The 19,053-nt window shown below is 40.7% G+C and carries 20 protein-coding genes and 1 pseudogene; 12 read left to right on the top strand and 9 right to left on the bottom strand.

Features of this window, described 5'->3' with window-relative positions; all coding sequences use genetic code 11:
* Positions 1 to 36: 36 nt before the first annotated feature.
* The 4 genes from B5D77_RS23575 to B5D77_RS23560 form a co-directional block, all read right to left on the bottom strand.
* Positions 37 to 1,029 (bottom strand): GTPase family protein, encoded by a 993-nt coding sequence (locus B5D77_RS23575; protein WP_012266353.1) that lies wholly within the window; start codon positions 1,027 to 1,029, stop codon positions 37 to 39.
* Complete coding sequence (locus B5D77_RS27545) at positions 968 to 1,210, bottom strand: hypothetical protein (protein WP_254053094.1); 243 nt, start codon at positions 1,208 to 1,210, stop codon at positions 968 to 970. Before B5D77_RS27545 ends, B5D77_RS23575 begins: the two co-directional genes overlap by 62 nt.
* Positions 1,211 to 1,281: 71 nt before the next feature.
* Positions 1,282 to 1,467, bottom strand: a complete 186-nt coding sequence (locus B5D77_RS23565) for a hypothetical protein (protein WP_002754073.1) — start codon at positions 1,465 to 1,467, stop codon at positions 1,282 to 1,284.
* Positions 1,468 to 1,487: 20 nt separating this feature from the next.
* On the bottom strand, positions 1,488 to 1,859 hold the full coding sequence (locus B5D77_RS23560) for a TerB family tellurite resistance protein (protein WP_106909761.1): 372 nt from the start codon (positions 1,857 to 1,859) through the stop codon (positions 1,488 to 1,490).
* A gap of 288 nt (positions 1,860 to 2,147) precedes the next feature.
* Between B5D77_RS23560 and B5D77_RS23555 the strand changes: the two genes are divergently transcribed.
* Positions 2,148 to 3,494 carry an NB-ARC domain-containing protein gene (locus B5D77_RS23555; RefSeq protein WP_106909760.1) on the top strand — a complete coding sequence of 449 codons (1,347 nt, stop codon included), beginning with the start codon at positions 2,148 to 2,150 and terminating at the stop codon, positions 3,492 to 3,494.
* A gap of 165 nt (positions 3,495 to 3,659) precedes the next feature.
* On the opposite strand, the gene pheT is transcribed toward B5D77_RS23555, so the two are convergent.
* Positions 3,660 to 6,095, bottom strand: coding sequence for a phenylalanine--tRNA ligase subunit beta (gene pheT / locus B5D77_RS23550; protein WP_106909759.1), 2,436 nt, complete (start codon positions 6,093 to 6,095; stop codon positions 3,660 to 3,662).
* A gap of 170 nt (positions 6,096 to 6,265) precedes the next feature.
* On the opposite strand from pheT, the gene B5D77_RS23545 reads away from it, so the two are divergent.
* Entirely contained in the window at positions 6,266 to 7,606 is a 1,341-nt protein-coding gene (locus B5D77_RS23545) for a DNA cytosine methyltransferase (RefSeq protein WP_071591888.1), read from the top strand.
* Here B5D77_RS23545 and B5D77_RS23540 read toward each other — a convergent pair.
* Both B5D77_RS23540 and B5D77_RS23535 read right to left on the bottom strand, forming a co-directional pair.
* Positions 7,598 to 8,302 (bottom strand): bsaAI, encoded by a 705-nt coding sequence (locus B5D77_RS23540; protein WP_254053012.1) that lies wholly within the window; start codon positions 8,300 to 8,302, stop codon positions 7,598 to 7,600. The two genes, B5D77_RS23545 and B5D77_RS23540, sit on opposite strands and share 9 nt — an antisense overlap.
* A gap of 46 nt (positions 8,303 to 8,348) precedes the next feature.
* Positions 8,349 to 8,594 carry a helix-turn-helix domain-containing protein gene (locus B5D77_RS23535; protein ID WP_002749478.1) on the bottom strand — a complete coding sequence of 82 codons (246 nt, stop codon included), beginning with the start codon at positions 8,592 to 8,594 and terminating at the stop codon, positions 8,349 to 8,351.
* 191 nt (positions 8,595 to 8,785) lie between these two features.
* Between B5D77_RS23535 and B5D77_RS23530 the strand changes: the two genes are divergently transcribed.
* The 3 genes from B5D77_RS23530 (at position 8,786) to B5D77_RS23520 (ending at position 11,916) form a co-directional block, all read left to right on the top strand.
* The gene (locus tag B5D77_RS23530; RefSeq protein ID WP_106910058.1) at positions 8,786 to 9,418 is read left to right on the top strand and encodes a 2OG-Fe(II) oxygenase; all 633 of its coding nucleotides are present in this window, start codon (positions 8,786 to 8,788) and stop codon (positions 9,416 to 9,418) included.
* Positions 9,419 to 9,445: 27 nt separating this feature from the next.
* Entirely contained in the window at positions 9,446 to 10,225 is a 780-nt protein-coding gene (locus B5D77_RS23525) for an ABC transporter ATP-binding protein (protein ID WP_080612768.1), read from the top strand.
* A 314-nt stretch (positions 10,226 to 10,539) separates the two neighbouring features.
* Complete coding sequence (locus B5D77_RS23520) at positions 10,540 to 11,916, top strand: MlaD family protein (RefSeq protein WP_106909758.1); 1,377 nt, start codon at positions 10,540 to 10,542, stop codon at positions 11,914 to 11,916.
* Positions 11,917 to 11,993: 77 nt separating this feature from the next.
* Here B5D77_RS23520 and B5D77_RS23515 read toward each other — a convergent pair whose 3' ends face one another.
* Positions 11,994 to 12,215, bottom strand: a complete 222-nt coding sequence (locus B5D77_RS23515) for a type II toxin-antitoxin system HicB family antitoxin (protein WP_106909757.1) — start codon at positions 12,213 to 12,215, stop codon at positions 11,994 to 11,996.
* On the bottom strand, positions 12,190 to 12,447 hold the full coding sequence (locus tag B5D77_RS23510) for a type II toxin-antitoxin system HicA family toxin (protein ID WP_106909756.1): 258 nt from the start codon (positions 12,445 to 12,447) through the stop codon (positions 12,190 to 12,192). Before B5D77_RS23510 ends, B5D77_RS23515 begins: the two co-directional genes overlap by 26 nt.
* Before the next feature lie 455 nt (positions 12,448 to 12,902).
* On the opposite strand from B5D77_RS23510, the gene B5D77_RS23505 reads away from it, so the two are divergent.
* The 7 genes and pseudogenes from B5D77_RS23505 to B5D77_RS23475 all read left to right on the top strand — a co-directional run bounded on the left by B5D77_RS23505 (position 12,903) and on the right by B5D77_RS23475 (position 19,029).
* Positions 12,903 to 13,334, top strand: coding sequence for a DUF29 family protein (locus B5D77_RS23505; RefSeq protein ID WP_106909755.1), 432 nt, complete (start codon positions 12,903 to 12,905; stop codon positions 13,332 to 13,334).
* Positions 13,335 to 13,341: 7 nt separating this feature from the next.
* Positions 13,342 to 13,578 (top strand): annotated as a pseudogene (locus B5D77_RS28235) (DUF5678 domain-containing protein); the annotation flags it as partial.
* Positions 13,579 to 13,659: 81 nt separating this feature from the next.
* On the top strand, positions 13,660 to 13,965 hold the full coding sequence (locus tag B5D77_RS28230; protein WP_306342893.1) for a retropepsin-like aspartic protease: 306 nt from the start codon (positions 13,660 to 13,662) through the stop codon (positions 13,963 to 13,965).
* A 117-nt stretch (positions 13,966 to 14,082) separates the two neighbouring features.
* Positions 14,083 to 15,096, top strand: coding sequence for a WD40 repeat domain-containing protein (locus B5D77_RS23495; protein WP_106909753.1), 1,014 nt, complete (start codon positions 14,083 to 14,085; stop codon positions 15,094 to 15,096).
* A gap of 46 nt (positions 15,097 to 15,142) precedes the next feature.
* The gene (locus tag B5D77_RS23490; RefSeq protein WP_106909752.1) at positions 15,143 to 15,715 is read left to right on the top strand and encodes a Uma2 family endonuclease; all 573 of its coding nucleotides are present in this window, start codon (positions 15,143 to 15,145) and stop codon (positions 15,713 to 15,715) included.
* 450 nt (positions 15,716 to 16,165) lie between these two features.
* Positions 16,166 to 17,074 (top strand): 2-carboxy-1,4-naphthoquinone phytyltransferase, encoded by a 909-nt coding sequence (gene menA / locus B5D77_RS23485; protein ID WP_106910057.1) that lies wholly within the window; start codon positions 16,166 to 16,168, stop codon positions 17,072 to 17,074.
* 260 nt (positions 17,075 to 17,334) lie between these two features.
* Entirely contained in the window at positions 17,335 to 19,029 is a 1,695-nt protein-coding gene (locus B5D77_RS23475; protein ID WP_008199404.1) for an ATP-binding protein, read from the top strand.
* The last annotated feature ends 24 nt before the right edge of the window (positions 19,030 to 19,053 follow it).

Genomic DNA, 19,053 nt, shown 5'->3' with positions numbered 1-19,053 from the left:
TTTACTCCTATTGTCTTGTAAGTGTGACTTTTGTAACTATTTGACTTTTGATAAGTCAAAAGTTATTTCATCTTTAATTGAATCAAAGACGACTAAGTTTGAAAAGGTTCGTGCCTTGTCCCAAGAAACCCGATTCATCGAATTTTCGGATATAAATTTCCGAAACCGAATACTAACCCCGCCTCCAATCTTATCAACGATCACTTGCATTAGTTTTGCAAGATTATATTTGAAGCGAGAAGAGCAGTAGATTACTTCTGAGTTGTGATAGAGTCTCTTAAATACATCAGAATAATTTGGATACTCTTCTTGTAACTTTCTAAGATGTGATACAGTCATTATTCCCGAATAATAGGTAAAATTCTTGTCATAAGTTAAATGTGACAATCGTAGCTGAAATGTTCCATCATGAAATGTTTTGGAAACGAAATTTTTACTATGCGGTGTTAGCAATGCTTCTTTGAAATATGCAGCTTTTGCATTCAGTAATTTTTCAGTTTTTTCAGTTGTATCAAATACAACTTCATTGCCTGATCGATATAAAATCCAAGGCTCTGGTGTGATCAAATCAGCCTTACTAAGAACAAAAGTGAGTTTACTAAGAATCAGAGATTTCTCGCCATCTGTTAAACCCTCAAGAATTTTATGTATCGCTTCAACATCAAACGTTACTGAGCGACTGTCTGCATGACAAAGCCATAAAGCAACATCTGCCTCCAGAATTTTTTGGCGATAGTCATTCAAGTATCCACTATCAGCAGAAGAAGATTCCCCAATTCCAGGCATATCCCAGAACCATAACTCAGAGTGATCAGAACCTTTTTCAATATGCTTCTCTGGGGACTTTGTTTCTGGCTGTACGTCATTGGTCTTGAGCTTTGTTCCAAACAAGGCGTTGATAAGGGAAGACTTACCGACTCCAGTTTGTCCCATTACGACTACAACCAGAGGTTTATTCCGCTCGGCATCAATGCGTTCCCTGATTTCTTTTTCTTGGGCGGAAGATATGTTTGATTGCTGGAATGACATAGTATTGATAAAAATTTAGTACAAAAAACAGGTTCTTCGTTACTTGGTATGGTTTGATCGGGTGGCATAAATCGGCTAAATCTTTATCTGGCAAAAGACTTAATTGATTAGTTCGTTCTAGATCAAAAACGATTAACAAAAATCGCAAAATGTCTTTCTCTGTAAGAGTTTCATCCCTTATGACTCCCGTCTATTACATAACACAAACCGAAGAGCCAAAAACATAAGGCGTTAGGGTAACAGTCGCCTAAATTAACCCCCCGAATACTTGATACCAACTTGACTTAAAATCTGAACCACTTTACTCGCGTCATAACTGGGTACTTCTATCTGATCCCCTGAAATTGAGGCATTTGAACCCAATGAACCGACGATTTTTGCCTTAGCTTCTGATTTTTTAGAATCGAGCGCATATTTGTCTAAAACGAACTTAGTCATGTCAATCCTCTGTTAATTGTTTAGTAGTTCTTAGCGATGAATGTATTTAGATCAAAATTCAAAGTATTAGCGATGGCATGAAGCATCCACTTTTCGCCTTCGCTCATGTGACCATCAGAGGCAACAAGTTGGATTGCAAATTTCATCAATGTAGTGCGTTCCATTGCCGAACTGGAGTTTTTAAAGCTGGTTACAGCCGTTCCTAATTCTTCAACTATCCCATCTGATGTAAGGTTATCAATGGAATCAATCAGTTCTGATGGTGTGAAAGAAATACCATCATAATTACTATTCAAAAAGCTAACAATGATCTGCACTTCAGATTGAGAGACTTCACCATCAGCACAGGATAGTATGTAAAGAATTTCAAAAGCAGATTGAAACTTATCCATCGTTCATCCTTGTTACTTGCAACTAAAACGAAACTTTGCCATAGAATACCTACGTTAAACTGAGACATAAGCAATAATACTTAGAACTAGCGTCGCTGAGTTAGATATGGTTAGTTTTAGGTCTGTTTTGCTTAAGTACATTTCATTATGCCAAACGCTTCCAAAAAGTGACACCCCCTAAACATCGGATTTTATCGGGAGTTTTGTCGGGTAAATTTTTCTGAAAATTGGAAAAAGTGGGATTTAGTTGGGCTATAATACCCAAAAGTCTTTTGCTGTGTCGATTGTATGAATATCACGGAAGTTTTACAACTGATTGACGAACGCCTTATCGAGCGAGATAAAAAGCCGCTAAATACTATCCAGAAGGCTATTTTTGAAGGGAGTTGGCAAGGACAGAGTTATCAAGAAATAGGTAACGAATATCACCGCAGTGAGACTCATATTAGAGAGGAAGGCGCTAAATTATGGAAGCTTTTATCGGATGCTTTTGGGGAAGAAATAAGAAAATCTAATTTTCGTTCTACTATAGAAAGAATGAAGATTAAATCATCTCCAAATTCTTTGAATGTTGTAAATAGTAACAATAACCATTTTTGCCATACACAAACCTTCACTTTACCCAATGGCAATGATAAAAATAGATATATAAACTCTCAATCTGAATCAAAATATCATGATCTAACCCTTGCTCCCCAAATTATTGACTTTTATGATCGAGAAAACGAACTCGCAACAGTCTCGAACTGGGTGTTTAAGCAAAATACTCGCTTAATTGCCGTTTTGGGATTAGGGGGAATAGGAAAAACCACCCTAGTTAAACGATTTATTGATCTCAATTTAGAACAATTTGAAGTGGTGATTTGGAAAAGTTTAAAATTTCCTAAGTCTTTAGATTTATGGCTAAATGATTTATTGAATACTTGCCAAAAAGAACCGAAGGAAAGCACCGATAACAAAATACAGCAATTGTTAGAAGTTCTAAGCAATCATAAATGTTTAATCGTCTTAGATGATTTTCAAAATCTTTTTGCTGTTGGTCAAATGGCGGGTAATTATCAACCTGAATATAGCAGTTATCAACATTTTTTAAAACTGATTGCAGAAATCCAACACCAGAGCCATTTTATTCTCATTAGTCAAGAAAAATCTGCGGAAATGAACTATCTTAATCAAGAAAATTCTCCTATTCAATGCTTAGAATTATCAGGATTTGAAGCGATTGATTTTCTTAAGAATAAAGGTTTACAAGATGGGGAAAGATGGTTAGAATTAATTCAATTATACGAAGGTAATCCTTTTTATTTAACTGATATTGCCGTTTTGATTAAAGATGTTTTTGATGGCAAGGTTAACGATTTCTTGGCAGAAAATAGCTTAGTTATTACAAAAAAAATGCAGTCTCATTTAAAACAAATTTTTGGTCGCTGTTCTCCCCTTGCCCAACAAATCGCCTTAGAATTAAGTAAAGTTGATCAACCTTTATCTAGAGAGGAGTTAAAAAATAACCTAGATTTATCTGCTAGTGATTTAATCAATGGTTTACAATCCTTGCAACAACGTTATTTAATTCAAAGGGAGCAAAACCGATTTCAATTATCATCTATTTTTAAAGCGTATATCAAAAGCGATTGATTGCAATATTTCTTAGAGGAGATCGAGTCCGAAAAAGAACCCTTCCAACCTCTTAAACTGATTAGTAACAATTAGAGGCAATCAGCGATATTGATAGCGATGTGTGAGATTATTCTTGAGATAATATAAAGTCGATGTCTGATAACTGATAATTGATCGCTGAATTTAACTTCTTAAAGAAACTTGGAACTGTTTAACCAAAGCTTCTCGCACTTTTGTCATTAAGGGTTCCACATCTTCATCGGTTAAAGTTCGATCGCTGGCACGATAGACTAAACTAAAGGCCAAACTACAATGATTTTCTGGCACATTCTGCCCCTGATAGCGATCGAATAATTCGACTTTTTCTAAGAGATTGCCTCCAGCATTTTTGATAGTTTTTGTCAATCTATCTACGGGTATATCTGTGGAAACAAAGAAGGCGATATCTCGTGCTGCCCCCGGATAGGTAGAATAGACCTGTAAACGCGGGGTAATTTTGGCACTATCGCTAAGAGTTGCTAACAGGATCGGGAACTGGATTTCAAAGGCATAAACTGCCTCAATTAATCCCTTTTGCTGACGCAATTGCGGGTGTAGTTGACCGAATATACCTAGGCGTTGTTTGCCAATCCATAAAGAGGCTGTTCGTCCGGGATGAAAACGCGCATCTTCGGCATCTTTTTCGTAGCTTACTGTCAGCGAAAGGCGATCGAATACTGCTTCTAAAATGCCTTTTGCTTCGTACCAAGTCATGGCCACCTCTTTACCCGATCGCAGCCAACGTCCGGCAGGGAAGAAATCACCGCCGAAAATACCGGCAATCGCATCGTATTCGTTGATATTATCCGATTCTAAGCGGAAAACTCGCCCGATCTCGAAGCCATTTAAGGAACCGTTACCCTGAGACTGATTATACTCAAACGCTTCGATTAAACCGTCTAGGAGATTAGTCCGCAAAGCAGAATACTCGACAAAAAGGGGATTAGCGAGGACAACTTCCGCTAATTCCGGTTTAACTAGGGAATACTGGACTAATTCCGTCAAACCCACTGCTCGAAAAGCTTCCCGCACTCGACGCTGTATAGTTTCCTCAAAGGATAATCCTCCGGCTGCGGTTTTTGCCGGCAAAGTATCGACAAAGCGATCATATCCGTACAGTCGCGCCACTTCTTCAATTAAGTCAATTTCTCGTTCTAAATCCCGATAACGGTAGTCTGGCACTGTCACAGTCCACAGAACAGGATTTTTCGAGGTTAACTGCAATTCACAGCCTAAATTGCCTAAAATCCGTTCCACATCTTCGGCGAGAATTTCACCGATCGCACCATCATCTAGGGTAACTTGACCCAGTAGCTGCTGCAAACGTTCTAAACGCAATTCGATCGAACGACTGGACTGATCGGCACGATAATCAGCTTTAACCTGACTGCTGACAGTTCCCCCAGCTAACTCTAGAATTAAATCGATCGCCCTTTGACAAGCATATTCCAAAGCGGCGGGATTAACACCGCGTTCATAGCGTCCGGAAGATTCGCTGCGTAAACCCTGCGCTTTTGAGGAACGACGGATAGCGATCGGATCGAATAAAGCCGACTCTAGCACAAGATTAACGGTTTCCTCGTTAACTTCCGTATCTTGACCTCCCATCACCCCCGCTAAAGCTACCGGCTTATTATTGGCAGTAATTAACAAATTAACCTCTTTTAAGCTTCTTTCCTGACCATCAAGGGTAATGATTTTTTCCCCTTCCTCGGCAAAACGGACCCCAATAGTAACGGATTTACCTCCGGCAAAACTTTGTAAACGATCGCGATCGAAAGCGTGTAAGGGTTGTCCCCACTCCAAGAGGACATAATTAGTAATATCGACCACATTATTGATCGATCGCAATCCAGCAGCCTGTAAACGCTGTTGCAACCATAGCGGAGATGGGCCAATTTTTACCCCCTCGATCACCGTACCAATATAAGCAGGACAGGCTTTATTTTCTGATATTTCTAGCGTTAAATCTTTTTTAGGGGAAAATTCACCTAATTTCACCTTTGGTAGGCTTAATTCTCCTCCTGTCAAAGCCGCTACTTCTCGCGCGACTCCGATCATACTCAAAGCATCGGCACGGTTAGCGGTGGGAGAAATATCTAAAATCACCTCATCGAGTCCTAAAAGGGGACGAACATCTGTACCTAAAGGGAGATTTTCCTGGCTAAAAATGTGGATTCCTTCAGAATCCTTAGTTAATCCTAATTCTGCGAGGGAACAGATCATCCCTTCCGATTTTACCCCGCGCAATTTAGCCGGTTTAATCGTTAAATTGATTTTTGGTAAATGAGTTCCCAAAGTAGCCACGGGAACTAGAATATCAGCCCTAGCATTGGGCGCACCACAGACAATTGTACTAGGGTTTTCCTGACCGATATCCACCTGACAGACACTTAATTTATCTGCGTTGGGATGGGGTTGGCGATCGATAATTTTACCAATAACCACACCCTTTGCCCATTCTCGGCGATCCTCGATCTCTTCCACTTCTATTCCCGCAATTGTCAATAATTCGGCTAATTCTTGGGGAGATTGGACAATTTTGACTAATTCTCGTAACCAGTTGATCGAAATCCGCATCGTTAATTCTTGCTTGCCGTTGGTTCTTAACTATTGTAAACGGTGGGTTGTCACCGCGACCGGGTTGACAGGAAAGATCGCTTTCAGGTTGGCTGGGGATACTCATTTTTAAAAGTTGCCTTCAGCCAATTATTATTATAGACTATAAGTTACATGGAGCAAGAAAATCGATGAGGAAAGCAATCAGTCTATTTGCCTGTGGTGGAATTGGAGATATGGCTCTTCGCTCTGGGGGATTTGAAGTTGTAGTGGCGAATGAATTATTGAAAGATCGTGCAGAAGTATTTAAATTTAACCACCCAGAATCACTAATGATTATTGGGGATATATGGGATAAAAAAAATGAGATAGTTGCAGAAACAAAGCAGCGACTCTCTGGACAAAATTTAGACATTGTTTTTGCCACTCCTCCCTGCCAAGGTATGTCTAGAAATGGCAGAGGTAAGCTGCTTAATTCTATTCGTAAAGGCTCAAAAAATGAAATCGACCAGAGAAATTTATTAATCATTCCCACCCTAGAAGTTTTTATGGCTAGTGGAGCAGAAACACTGGTCATGGAAAATGTGCCAGAAATGCAAAATACTTATATACCCTTTCCCGAGAAAGACGGTTATTTAGTAAATATTTTACATTATATAAAACAGCGTATTGGTGATAAGTTTTTAAGTTCGATTAGCATTATAGATTTTGCTGATTATGGAGTCCCGCAGAATCGTCAACGACTTATTTCAATATTTACTAAAAATGAGAAACTGAAGAATTATTTAAAAAAGAACAATTCTCTTTTTCCTAAACCAACTCATAGTAAAGAAGGATTAGAACTTCCTAGATGGAAAACTGTTCGAGACGCAATATATCATTTACCACCACTTGACTCTCAACGAAAAGAAACTGCTAAATCAGATGATATACCATATCACTATGTACCCCTATTAGATGAAGAAAAATATTTTTGGATCAGTAATACACCAGAAGAAAAAAGTTCATTTGATAATCAATGTATTAACCCTGTTTGTAGATATAATGGTAATCCAACACACAGCGCACGCAAAAATAATGAAGGAATTAATCGAGCTAGTACAGAAACCCCCCTTTACTGCCTTAAATGTGGACACATTCTTCCTCGTCCATGGGTGAAAGAAGATGGAAAATACAGGTTGATGAAAGGTTATACCAGTGCCTATAAAAGAATGAGTTGGGACGCACCAGCCAGTACAATTACACGAAATCTCTCCTATGCTTGTAGTGACAATAAACTACATCCTATTCAAAATAGAGTATTATCTCTGTATGAAGCAATGATTCTTCATACAATTACCGAATACTCATTTTCATGGAAACGGGCAGATGGCAAAAGAGTTAGTGATAAACTAATTAGAGAGTTAATTGGCGAAAGTATTCCACCTGCTGGATTACAAAAAATATTTGATCATTTAGTATCCATCCTCAATGATGATTGTTCTCTTGGGGAGCAAATCAAGGAAAAATATGAGCAGCTCTGTCTATTTTGAAATTAAATTGTCTTTGTTATATTTGTTGACAAAATTAATATATCTATCGTCATTCTTGATCATAATCCAGTTTTTATACATTTTCTTAACGCCTTGTCGTGACATAATTGAGACGCTAGTTGTTCTTCCACCGCCTTCTTTTGGCTGAACAATTTTACCCCAATCATTGTCAGTTAAGTTGTTGCCAAAAAAGACAGCAACTATTTGAGGTATGGTATTCTCAAAATCCCAGAGAATACCAATAAGATTGTTAGTTTCTCTATGGTGAGCCTTCCAATCATAGCTTTTCATTACCTCGATTCTTGTGTCTCCCATATCAGGTTTTTCTTTTCCAGTCTTCTTTAATTCTCTTGGTGTAGGAACACTGCCACAAGTGGCTTTAACCTCTACTCCCCCATTAGCAAATGGACTAAATGGAGACTTATCTCGCATTCGTCTTTCTTGGGAAAGTTGTTCAAAAAAAACTTTGCCATTTTTATCCATTAACAGCAAATCTGGATAGCCGTCTTGATGCGGATTGTTGATAAATAATCCCTGGGATTTATTGGCAAATTCTATGGCAAATAGCTCACCAATAAATGCAGAAAGATTTCTCATACCTAGAATTCTAAATATATCTACTGGTATATCTTGGACGATTTTTTTAACAACAGAATGACATTCAACTAATGAATGCTCAAATATTACTTTATCCATAGTTATTTTCTGACCTTGTTTTGAGAAAAAGCTGGTATCAGAATGTTTATTTATGATATAACTCATTAATTTCTTCCGCAACAGTATTGACAAAAGTAACAATATCCATGTCCAGAGCTGAAATAATTTGTTCTAAGGAGTCCAAAGTAATGTTTCTTACTCCCCTTTCAACTCCAGATATGTAGGTTCTGTCAAGATTAGCCCTATACCCTAAAGCTTCTTGACTCAGATTACGTTTCTTCCGCAATTTTCTTACAGTCACAGCAACAGCAGTGACTAGCTTTCCTGCCATATATAAACTACCAAAGAAGATATTGAAATTCTCTACAGTCCATTTTCCTTCTATGATGACTATTAATCTACGGACTATAAGTCACAAAAGCTGATTCTGAATAAACCTATATTCGGGAGCGGCAAAAACTCTGATTTTGTGTTTGACTAAAAATGTATCCTAAAGATTGCCGTACCGTTCTGATTCTATCCGTGCCTTACTATTCCCAATATCCCGACGCTTTCACTCCCAGTTATCTGAGCGAACTACAAGGACAGATTCTCGCTTGTCCCCACTTCACAGTTAACAATTTAAATCGAGATTTCGTTAAAACTAAAGGCTTTTCCATCGCTTTTCGACGCACACAAATCAGCGAAGTCGAACGAATTTTTCCCTATTTTAAACCCTATCTTGATCGCAGTTTACAAGCTGACTGCAACGCTTTTTATCTTAACCCCTTACTCCTACAAACCGGTTCACGAGTTGATCCCCATATCGATCGCTCCCTGCGCTCCTATTGTAAAACGATCGATCCCCCGCTCCTAGTTAGCGTCCTTTATGTACAGGTTCCTAGGGATATTCAAGGGGGGGAACTGGTACTAGCAAACCGTAATCGTTCCGTAGCCCAGATTCGTCCTTGTGCTAACACCCTGATCCTCTTTCAAGGAGATCTCACCCATTCAGTTAATCCCGTTAGCTGTTCCGGTATTCGTCTCAGTCTTGTCTGCGAACAATATCGCTTAGATGCGGAAGAATTGCGAGAGATTCCCGAAATGCAGATAGAATCGCGAACCATAAAACCAGAAAAGAAAAAAAAGAAAGATCGGGTCGTTGATCTACAATAAAAGGGCATTTTTGTAAAGATATTCTAGATGGTGATGCGCGAACCGATCGTCGAATTAAGGGGAGTGACCAAAGCTTTCGGGAAGAAAGTAATCTTAAATAACGTCGATCTGAAAGTGTACGAAGGAGAAGCGATCGGCGTGATCGGTCCGTCCGGGACGGGAAAATCGACGATTTTACGCCTAGTCGCTGGATTACTGGCCCCCGATCGAGGAGAAGTGTACGTCTATGGCACAAAACGCCAGAGAACCGTAGAACAGGGGGAAGATCCCCTCGGTGTTGGTCTAGTTTTCCAACAATCGGCCCTTTTTGACTCCCTCACTGTCGGGGAAAATGTCGGTTTTGCTCTCTATCGCCACTCAAAGCTAAAACGAGCCGAAATCCGCGATTTAGTGGAAGAAAAACTGGATTTAGTGGGAATGTCCGGTTCCTACGACCTCTATCCCTCGGAAATATCCGGAGGGATGCGAAAACGCGTCAGTTTAGCCCGGGCAATTATCAGCGATCCCTCGATCGCCGCCGATCGAGCGAACATTCTCCTTTACGATGAACCCACTGCCGGACTCGATCCCGTCGCTTCTACCCGCATCCAGACGGTAATTATGGAACTTCTCAAGGTAAAAAAAGCCTGTGGGGCCCATCTGATTGTCACCCACGTCCACAGCACCATCGAAAATACCACCGATCGCATCGTTTTTCTCTATAAAGGTCAATTTCAATGGGTTGGACCGACTCAAGAGGCTTATCACTCCGAAATACCCGTACTCAAGCAATTTTTTACTGGCAGTATCGACGGACCAATTCAGTGATCAGTAAACAGTAAACAGTAAACAGTAATCAGTGAACTGATAAGCTGCCCGCGCATTTAAATTGCTTGTTGAGACGAGGCAAGAGGCACTCTTGCAAGACCCCCCCCAACCCCCAAACCCCCTGCCCCCCCCCGACATCGGGAGGGTCGGGGGAAATTCAGCTAATCTAAGGATAGGCGGTTAAGATGCGTCTTAGCTTAACTCGCATCTGATCACTGATAACTGATAACTGATCACTGATCACTGATCACTGATCGCTGAAATACCCCGATTTCTCCTGTAAGATACTGTGTAGAGATGAGGAGTAATTATTTATGGAAGCTGGCGGTTCACAACGGGGGATTTCCCCAACTCTGCGGCAAAGTGGTATCGGTTTAATGTTACTGACATCGGGGGGAATATTAATCTGGTTTATCGCCTGGTTAAGTAATTTTAGCTTCGGGGGGCGCAGTTATCGAGCCAGCTTCCTTTTTCCTAATGTGGGTGGCATGATGGTGGGAACCCGCGTCGGTTATCGGGGAGTGAGAATCGGGCAAGTGACGGCAATTACCCCAGAACCGGAGGGAGTCGCCGTAGAAGTGGAGATTTCGCCAGCAGATCGCCTAATTCCCAGTAATTCCCTCATCGAAGCCATTCAATCCGGTTTAGTGGGTGAAACCACGATCGATATTACTCCCCTGCAAGCTTTACCCGTCGGTGGTGTCAAAGAACCCCCTTTGAGTCCTAACTGTAATGGGGAAGTGATTATCTGTAACGGTTCCCGTTTACAAGGGCAATCGGCGCTAAATGTCAATACCTTGATCAGATCTTTACTGAGAATTTCTAATCTAGTTAGCGATCCCGATATGGTGGCCGGATTTCGTTCTTTTACCCAACGCGCTGCTAATGCCTTGGGGGGACTCGATCGCTTTAGTGGTGAGGCAACCACCGCTTTAAGCGAGGTTCGTCGCAGCGGTACTCTAGGTAAAGTTAATTCGGGGATGAGATCCCTGGAATCCTTACCGCAAGTATCCGGTTCCCTCGATCGCCTTTCTAGTGATCTTTCCGGTGTCGGGGGATTGAGTCAGGAAGCGACTACTTTACTGAGAAGTTTACAGGGAAGTGGCGGCCTGAGAAATTTAGACGCTACCCTAGTGGAGGCCCGAAAAACGCTGCTTTTGGTGGGAGAAACCACCGAAGAACTGCGGGTTTTTTTGGCAGCTAATCAAAATCGTTTAATTGCTACTCTCGATAGTATCAAAACTACCAGCGATCGCCTACAAACTACTCTCGCTGCTTTGGATCCCATCCTGACGGAAGTGCAGAAAAGCCAAATCATCGATAATTTAAACACTATTTCGGCAAATGCTGTTAAATTAAGCGAAAATTTGGGTAACTTTACTGCTTATCTCTCCGATCCTGCCACTGTTGTCACCCTACAGCAACTCCTCGACTCCTCTCGCGCCGCTTTTGCCAATCTTCAGAAAATCACCTCGGATGTGGATGAAATTACCGGTAATCCGCAACTGCGACAGGAAATTATCCGTTTAATTCAGGGTTTAAGTCGTTTGGTTTCTTCTAGCGAACAATTACAGCAGGAATTCGCCCAAGGTCAAGCAATGACAAGAATGGCCGCCCAAATTGCGACAATAGCCCCAAATCCCACCGCTAATACCCCAGAAAAAGACCCTAAGAAACCTGAATCTGAGTAGCAGAATTTGGGGTTAGGGGTTGGGAAAAAAAAGTCCGAGCATTTGTACTAAATTGTTTCAAGACCCTGCTAGTGTGCCTAATTTTTTGTCATAGCTAAATGAGGAATTTCTTCACCATGTTGACGATAACTTTCTTTAACGCCTTCCCAAGCTAAAATTAATTGATTGAGTGCTGTTTGAGGGCTATCAGCAAAAGCGGAAACGCTAGGCATTTCTACTAAGTATGCTATCCAATCTCCCTCCTCATCTTGGAAGATATTAATGCTAAAACCGTTAAAATCCTCGGTGGTTGGATTCATTTTCTTCCTCCTGTATTTTTAAAAATTGTTTAACTTGATAAGCTTTCGCTTCACCGTTTTTTGTCGGTTGAATAGATAGACGGACTCTCTTGGATGAATACCAAATGTGATGACTTCCTGTTTGATGGTCAAAAGTCCAACCGCAAAGATTAAGCAAACTCTCAAATTCGCTAAAACGTAATCCTTGAGGCGATTTTTTGGCCTTTTCTAGCAGTTTTTCTTTTTTTCCCATCGATCGATCACAACGAACTCAATCTATTTGGCTCTCTTAGGTTTGGTGGGCAAAATGTATTCTAAGATACATTCTTCCTAGCGAGCGAGTGGAAGGAACCACAAAGACACAAAGGACACAAAGATTGATCGATCCTATATAAGTTAAACTTATCACACAGAACCTAGAAGAGCCATCTATTTTAGCTTAAAGTTAAAAGAAGGAGAGCGCATTTATACATCAGAGATAGAATGCAATTCGCCGCTACAATACCCGCAAATCAATTAGTTTTGCTAATCTTCGAGTTATGACTAAAAACTCCATTTTTACAAGAACGGCCACAGCATAGCACAGAAAACCTTAAAATAAATGAAAAAATGATTAACTTTTTGCTCAAGATGGCCTTAAATGAGCTTTGGGATAGAGAGACTTGTGGCAAGATATAATTAAGGGGTATTTGGGGAAGAAATTGGATTATGGAAGAACTTTTAGAATTAAAGGCTTTACTCTTAAAAGGTGATATTAAAGGTTCACTGGCGATTGTAGAAGACCTTGAAGATATGAGCAAAAATGGGATTATTAGCACCATTCGTAGTTATGCTGTTATCTTACTACTGCATTTAATTAAACAACAGGCAGAAAACAGAACCACTCGTTCTTGGGATGTCTCCATTCGCAATAGTGTTAGAGAAATTCAACGCCAAAATAAACGCCGAAAAGCAGCAGGATATTATTTAAGTGATGAGGAATTAACAGATACTTTAAACGATGCTTATCTTAATGCTTTGGATGCCGCTTCTTTAGAAGTCGAATCAGGTCGGTATCAATCGGAGCAACTAGAAGCTATAATTGACAAAAATAAACTGATTAGCACTGCTTTCCTTCTCATCAAAAACGTCTCTCCTTAGAAAGATTATGACCAACTCAATCTCTCAAGAACAAGCCCAAGAAATGTTACGTTGGTTAAACAAAAATCGTGACACCGTGCTTGATTTGTATAAAAATCAATACATTGCTTATAATGAAAAAGGGGTGATTGCTCACGGTGAAAATTTACAGAATGTTCTAGAAGAAGCCAACACAACCAATCAAGAATTTGTCATTTATCTTGTTCCTCGTTGTCGTTATTCTATTCAAATCTTACCAGTTCAATTTCGCTCCGTTGTTCGTCATAATTGGCAACCAAGCTATTTAGTAAAGTTAAAACATAACCAAATTGAAATAAAGACAATAATGTTAGTCGATTCTGGTGCAGAAGTTAGCCTGATTTCCTATAAAATCGGTCAAGATTTAGGTTATCAACTAGCAGATGCAGAGTCAACTTTAGTCGCTGAAACCATTGGCGGTAATGTAGAATATGTATTGCGTAATCTAGAAATAACGATTGATAATCATCAACTAATTGCTCCTGTTGCTTGGCTACAAATGCCCATAGATACAGAACAATTATTATTAGGAAGAGAAGTAGTTTTTGATAAATTTAACATTGAATTTAGACAAGCAGAAGAAACAATTATTTTTTCATGGCGAGATAATTAAATTTAACGATTTATCCAGTAAAATAGTCTCTGGTAAATCGGGCTTAAAGTAGAATTCAATTCCAACGAACCCAAATCCTGGATTATCATCTAATTTGACAGACAACGGCAAAATTCCATGAAAATAACCCTTTATCAACCGACATTATCGTTATTATTGCTGCTGTTGCTATCCGGTGGTTGTGCAGTCAATCAGGAAAAAGGGAAAACCACCACTCCGCAAGCGTCTCCCCTAGCAGAAATCGTTCCTTGGCAGACCGTCGAACGGGTTACTATTTTAAAAGCCGATCAGGATCCCATCTATGCTTTAGCCATTAGTCCCGATAACTCCCTGCTGCTGAGTGGTAGTTTTGACGGCACTGTTAGGGAATGGGACCTAAAAACCCAAAAACCTCTCAGGACTTGGCAACTAGGTGATACTGTCAATGCTATCCAATTTAGTCCCGATGGTGAGACTTTTGTAACTGCCGATGCCGGGGGAAAAGTGCAACGCTGGAATACGCGCACGGGAAAATTAGAAATGACCTATCCTGGCCATGCTTTTCTCGTTACCGATGCCGCTATTTCTCCCGATGGCAAAATTTTGGCTACGGGTAGCTGGGATCGTACTGTTAAACTCTGGGATTTTCAGACGGGTACACTGTTAAAAACCCTGCGCGGCCATAATCATCCGATTCAGGCGATCGCATTTAGTCCCGATGGTAAAGGAATTGTTAGCGCCGATTACGATGGCTTCGTTAAACTGTGGAAAGTGAGTACCGGTCGCTTTATTCGTGCCTATGCGGGTAATTTATTCCCCGTTTATCGGGTGCTTTTTTCCAAGGATGGTAATACCGCCGGTACTGCTAGTCAAGACGGTTCGATCCGCAGTTGGCAAGTGAAAAGTGGCATCGGCACCACTACTATTCTCGCCCATAACGACGCTGTTACCGATATGGCCCTGCTCGATGGGGGCAAAGTTTTGGCCAGCACTTCCGGGGATGGAACCGTCAAATTTTGGGATGTTAATACCCGTCGGCACTTGAATACTCTCAAGGGAAACGTCATCTTAAGGATGGTTGCCAGTCGAGATGGTCGTTGGTTAGTCACTGGAGATCGGGACGGTGCGATCGCACTGTGGCGGGGAATCTAATTGACTATAATTAAGACTAGAGTGTTTTCTAGGGCGAAATATAGCTATGGCAGCAGTGATTTTAAACTTAGATACAGTCAATCTCAGCGATGAGCAGTTTTACCGTCTCTGTCAAGTTAACCCAGATTGGCAACTGGAAAGAAACGCCCAAGGAGAATTAATTGTCATGCCACCTGTTGGGGGAATTAGCGGCAACCGAGAGGCCGATTTTATTAGTTTACTTTGGTTGTGGAATCGTCAAACCGCATTGGGTAAAGTCTTTAGTTCAGCGACGATTTTTCGTTTACCGAATGGCGGAGATCGCGCTCCCGATGCCGCTTGGGTGAGTTTAACTCGTTGGCAAGCTCTGAGTCGAGAAGAACAGGAGAAATTTCCGCCTATTTGTCCCGATTTCGTCATTGAACTGCGCTCCCGTAGCGATTCCCTCCCAGAAATTCAAGCGAAAATGCAGGAATATCTCCACAGTGGTTTGCGATTAGGTTGGCTAGTTAATCCTCAACAACAACAAGTGGAAATTTATCGTCCTGAGCAACCCGTAGAAATTATGGAACTACCCGCTAATTTAAGCGGCGAGGATATCTTACCCGGTTTTAGTCTATTTATCTCTATTTTTGACTAAAATATCCTTAAAACCGAGGTACGATCAGACCTCTAGTAAAAATCAAAATAGGAGTCAGTAGTCAGTAGTCAGGAGAATTAAGAATCAATAATAATCAATTAAATGGTCTATTTACAGATTTTAGGCAATTTAATCCTTATTTTTACCGTTTTTGAACCCTCTGAACCCGGAACTATGACTGCTATCGCTTGATCAGGTCTGGGTTTAGCCGGTGCCGCTACCCCTGGTAAACTGCCAGAAAAAGCCAAAACCAAAGTCTAAATCATCTAAAATTTCGGTTTAACACCAAAACGGCCCGTTTCGGGTCGGGCGCATCTCAATTTTGAGGAACTATCTAGGGCCTGCTGAATAAATCTAAAAACCTTGTTGGATAATATCTTTAGGCCTTTTTGAAATCAAAAAGTGCCGACCATCTATCCCCAAGAAAAACTTTTTCAGCAAACCCTAACTATGACCACCGATACTGTCACCACTCCCTCGCCCAAAAAACTCTGGTTAGCAGCCCTGAAACCGCCAATGTATAGTGTGGCGATTATACCGATTATTTTGGGAACAGCGATCGCTTATCAGGAAACAGGTCGATTTTCTCTGCCGATTTTTGCCACTTTTATCCTCTCAGCTATTTTGATTCTCGCTTGGTTAAATCTCAGCAATGATGTTTTTGATGCCGATACTGGGATAGATGTCAATAAAGCCCATTCGATCGTTAATTTAACCGGCAATAAATCTTTAATTTTCTGGCTAAGTAATCTTTTTCTATTAGTGGGCATCGCTGGTATTTTTGCTATTAGTTATGGGCGAGGCGATTGGACTATCCTAGAATTAATCGCCCTCTGCTGTTTTTTGGGCTATACCTATCAGGGGCCTCCCTTCCGTCTCGGTTATCAAGGATTAGGTGAAATTATCTGTTTCTTTACTTTTGGACCCTTGGCGATTGCCGCCGCCTACTATTCCCAAGTCGGTGCTTTTTCTCTCTCTAGTCTAGCGGCTTCAATTATTGTCGGGATTACCACTTCTATCATCCTTTTTTGCTCCCATTTCCATCAAGTCGACGATGATCTCAAAGCGGGTAAAAAATCACCTATTGCCCGTTTGGGTACTTTAAAAGGTTCTAAAGTTTTAACCTTAGTCACGGTTCTCGTTTACGTTTTAACGGTAGTTTTTGTGCTGCTGCAGGTTTATCCCCCTCTCACCCTTTTAATCTTTCTTAGTCTGCCTTTCGCTTGGCAATTAGTCAACCACGTTAACCAAAATCACGACCAACCTCAGCTAGTCAGTAACTGCAAGTTTATAGCGGTTAATCTTCACTTTTTTAGTGGCATTCTCTTCTCCCTTGGTTATTGCCTTGCTTCCCGTTGATCAACCCGATTTTTTTTCTTAAAGTCCTTGACAAAACCCCGCCACTTGACATATACTTATATTCATAATAGGAATCCGTGCCTGCCTGCGAACCCCTCATTTTTAGGTGGGATAGACCAAAAAAAATCAACTGACTTGAATCAGTTATCAGTTTTGAGTTTTAAGTTCAGTGATCACTGTTTACTGATCACTGAAAACACTTCCTCATTCATAATTCATAATTCATAATTCATAATTCATCGCCACAAATAAAGGTTAGCATGAGTGAACAGCCCCTCGGATCGGTTATTCAAGGTTCCCTGAGTGAAGGTTTAGAAATCCGTCTTTATCCGGATATTTCGGTAGAAGATATGCGCGTCGGTAAATTTTTAGTGGTGCAAGGCACTCGCTCGCGTTTTTTCTGTCTCCTCACCGATGTCTCCCTGGGTAACTCCAGTCCCCGGATTATCGCGAATCCTCCCCATCCCGATGATAGTTTTATGCGCGATGTTTTAGCGGGTAGCGGTACTTATGGTACTATTGAACTATCGCCTATGCTCATGTTCACACCGACTGGAGGTAATTCCCCCGCAGTTTCCGACACTTCTTTAGGCTCTTTTCAACCCCAAACCAGCGCTGATTTAGAATTACTGCCAGTTAAAACTATTCCCGCGCATTTTAGCCAAGTTTATGAAGCTTGTGAGCAGGATTTTCGCATGGTTTTCGGTTGGGAAGATGATCCCACCAGAAAGAATTTTGCTATTGGTCAACCCCTTGACATGGACGTGCCAATATGTATTAATCTCGATCGCTTTGTGGAACGTAGTAACGGTGTTTTTGGCAAATCCGGGACGGGAAAATCCTTTTTAACCAGGCTGTTAATTTCGGGTATTATTCGCAAACAAGCAGGGGTTAACCTCATGTTTGATATGCACTCGGAATACGGTTGGGAAGCGATGAAAGAAGGCAAGGAGGTTTCTACGGTGAAAGGATTATGTCAATTATTCCCCGGACAGGTAGAAATTTATACCCTCGATCCCGATTCTACCAAACGCCGGGGAGTACGAGGAGCGCAGGAATTATTCTTAAGTTATAATCAGATTGAAATCGAAGATATTCGTTTAATCGGTCGGGAATTAGGCATCTCGGAAGCTAGTTTAGATAATGCCAATATTCTCTATAACGAGTATGGAGAATCTTGGATAGTTCAGTTATTAAATATGAGTAACGAGGATATTAAAATCTTCTGTACGGAAAAACAAGGCCATGCGGGATCAATTATGTCCCTCCAGAGAAAATTAATGCGTCTAGATAGTTTGAAATATTTAAAAAGTTCTTGTCCCCACAATTATATCGATCAGGTTTTACAAGCTTTAGATGCGGGTAAGCACGTTGTTATTGAATTTGGCTCCCAAAGTAATATGCTTTCCTATATGTTAGCCACCAATATGATCACCCGTCGGATTCATGCTAATTATGTTAAAAAAGCTGAATATTTTTTACAAACTAAAAACCCCGTTGATCGACCGCAACAGTTAGTGATTACCATTGAAGAAGCTCATCGATTTTTAGATTCTGCCGTGGTGCATCAAACTATTTTTGGAACTATTGCCAGGGAGATGCGAAAATACTTTGTTACTCTCCTAATTGTCGATCAAAGACCTTCAGGAATTGATAACGAAGTTATGTCTCAGGTAGGGACAAGAATCACCTGTTTATTAAACGATGAAAAGGACATCGAAGCCATATTTACTGGGGTTTCTGGAGGGGGAAGTTTGCGATCAGTTTTAGCGAAATTAGACTCAAAACAACAAGCTTTAGTTTTAGGTCATGCGGTCCCTATGCCGGTAGTAATTCGTACTCGCGCCTACGATCAAAAATTCTATGCTGAAATAGGTGCGACCGACTGGCGAGAATTACCCGATGAGGAAGTATTAGCGGCGGCCAAAATTGCCAAAGCCGATCTAGGATTTTAGAAAAATTAACTTTTGATTGTAGAA

It is taken from the genome of Microcystis sp. MC19, assembly GCF_003019735.1.
Taxonomy (GTDB): domain Bacteria; phylum Cyanobacteriota; class Cyanobacteriia; order Cyanobacteriales; family Microcystaceae; genus Microcystis.
Note: the sequence above shows the minus strand (reverse complement) of the source record. Positions and strands in the feature narration are given on the sequence as shown.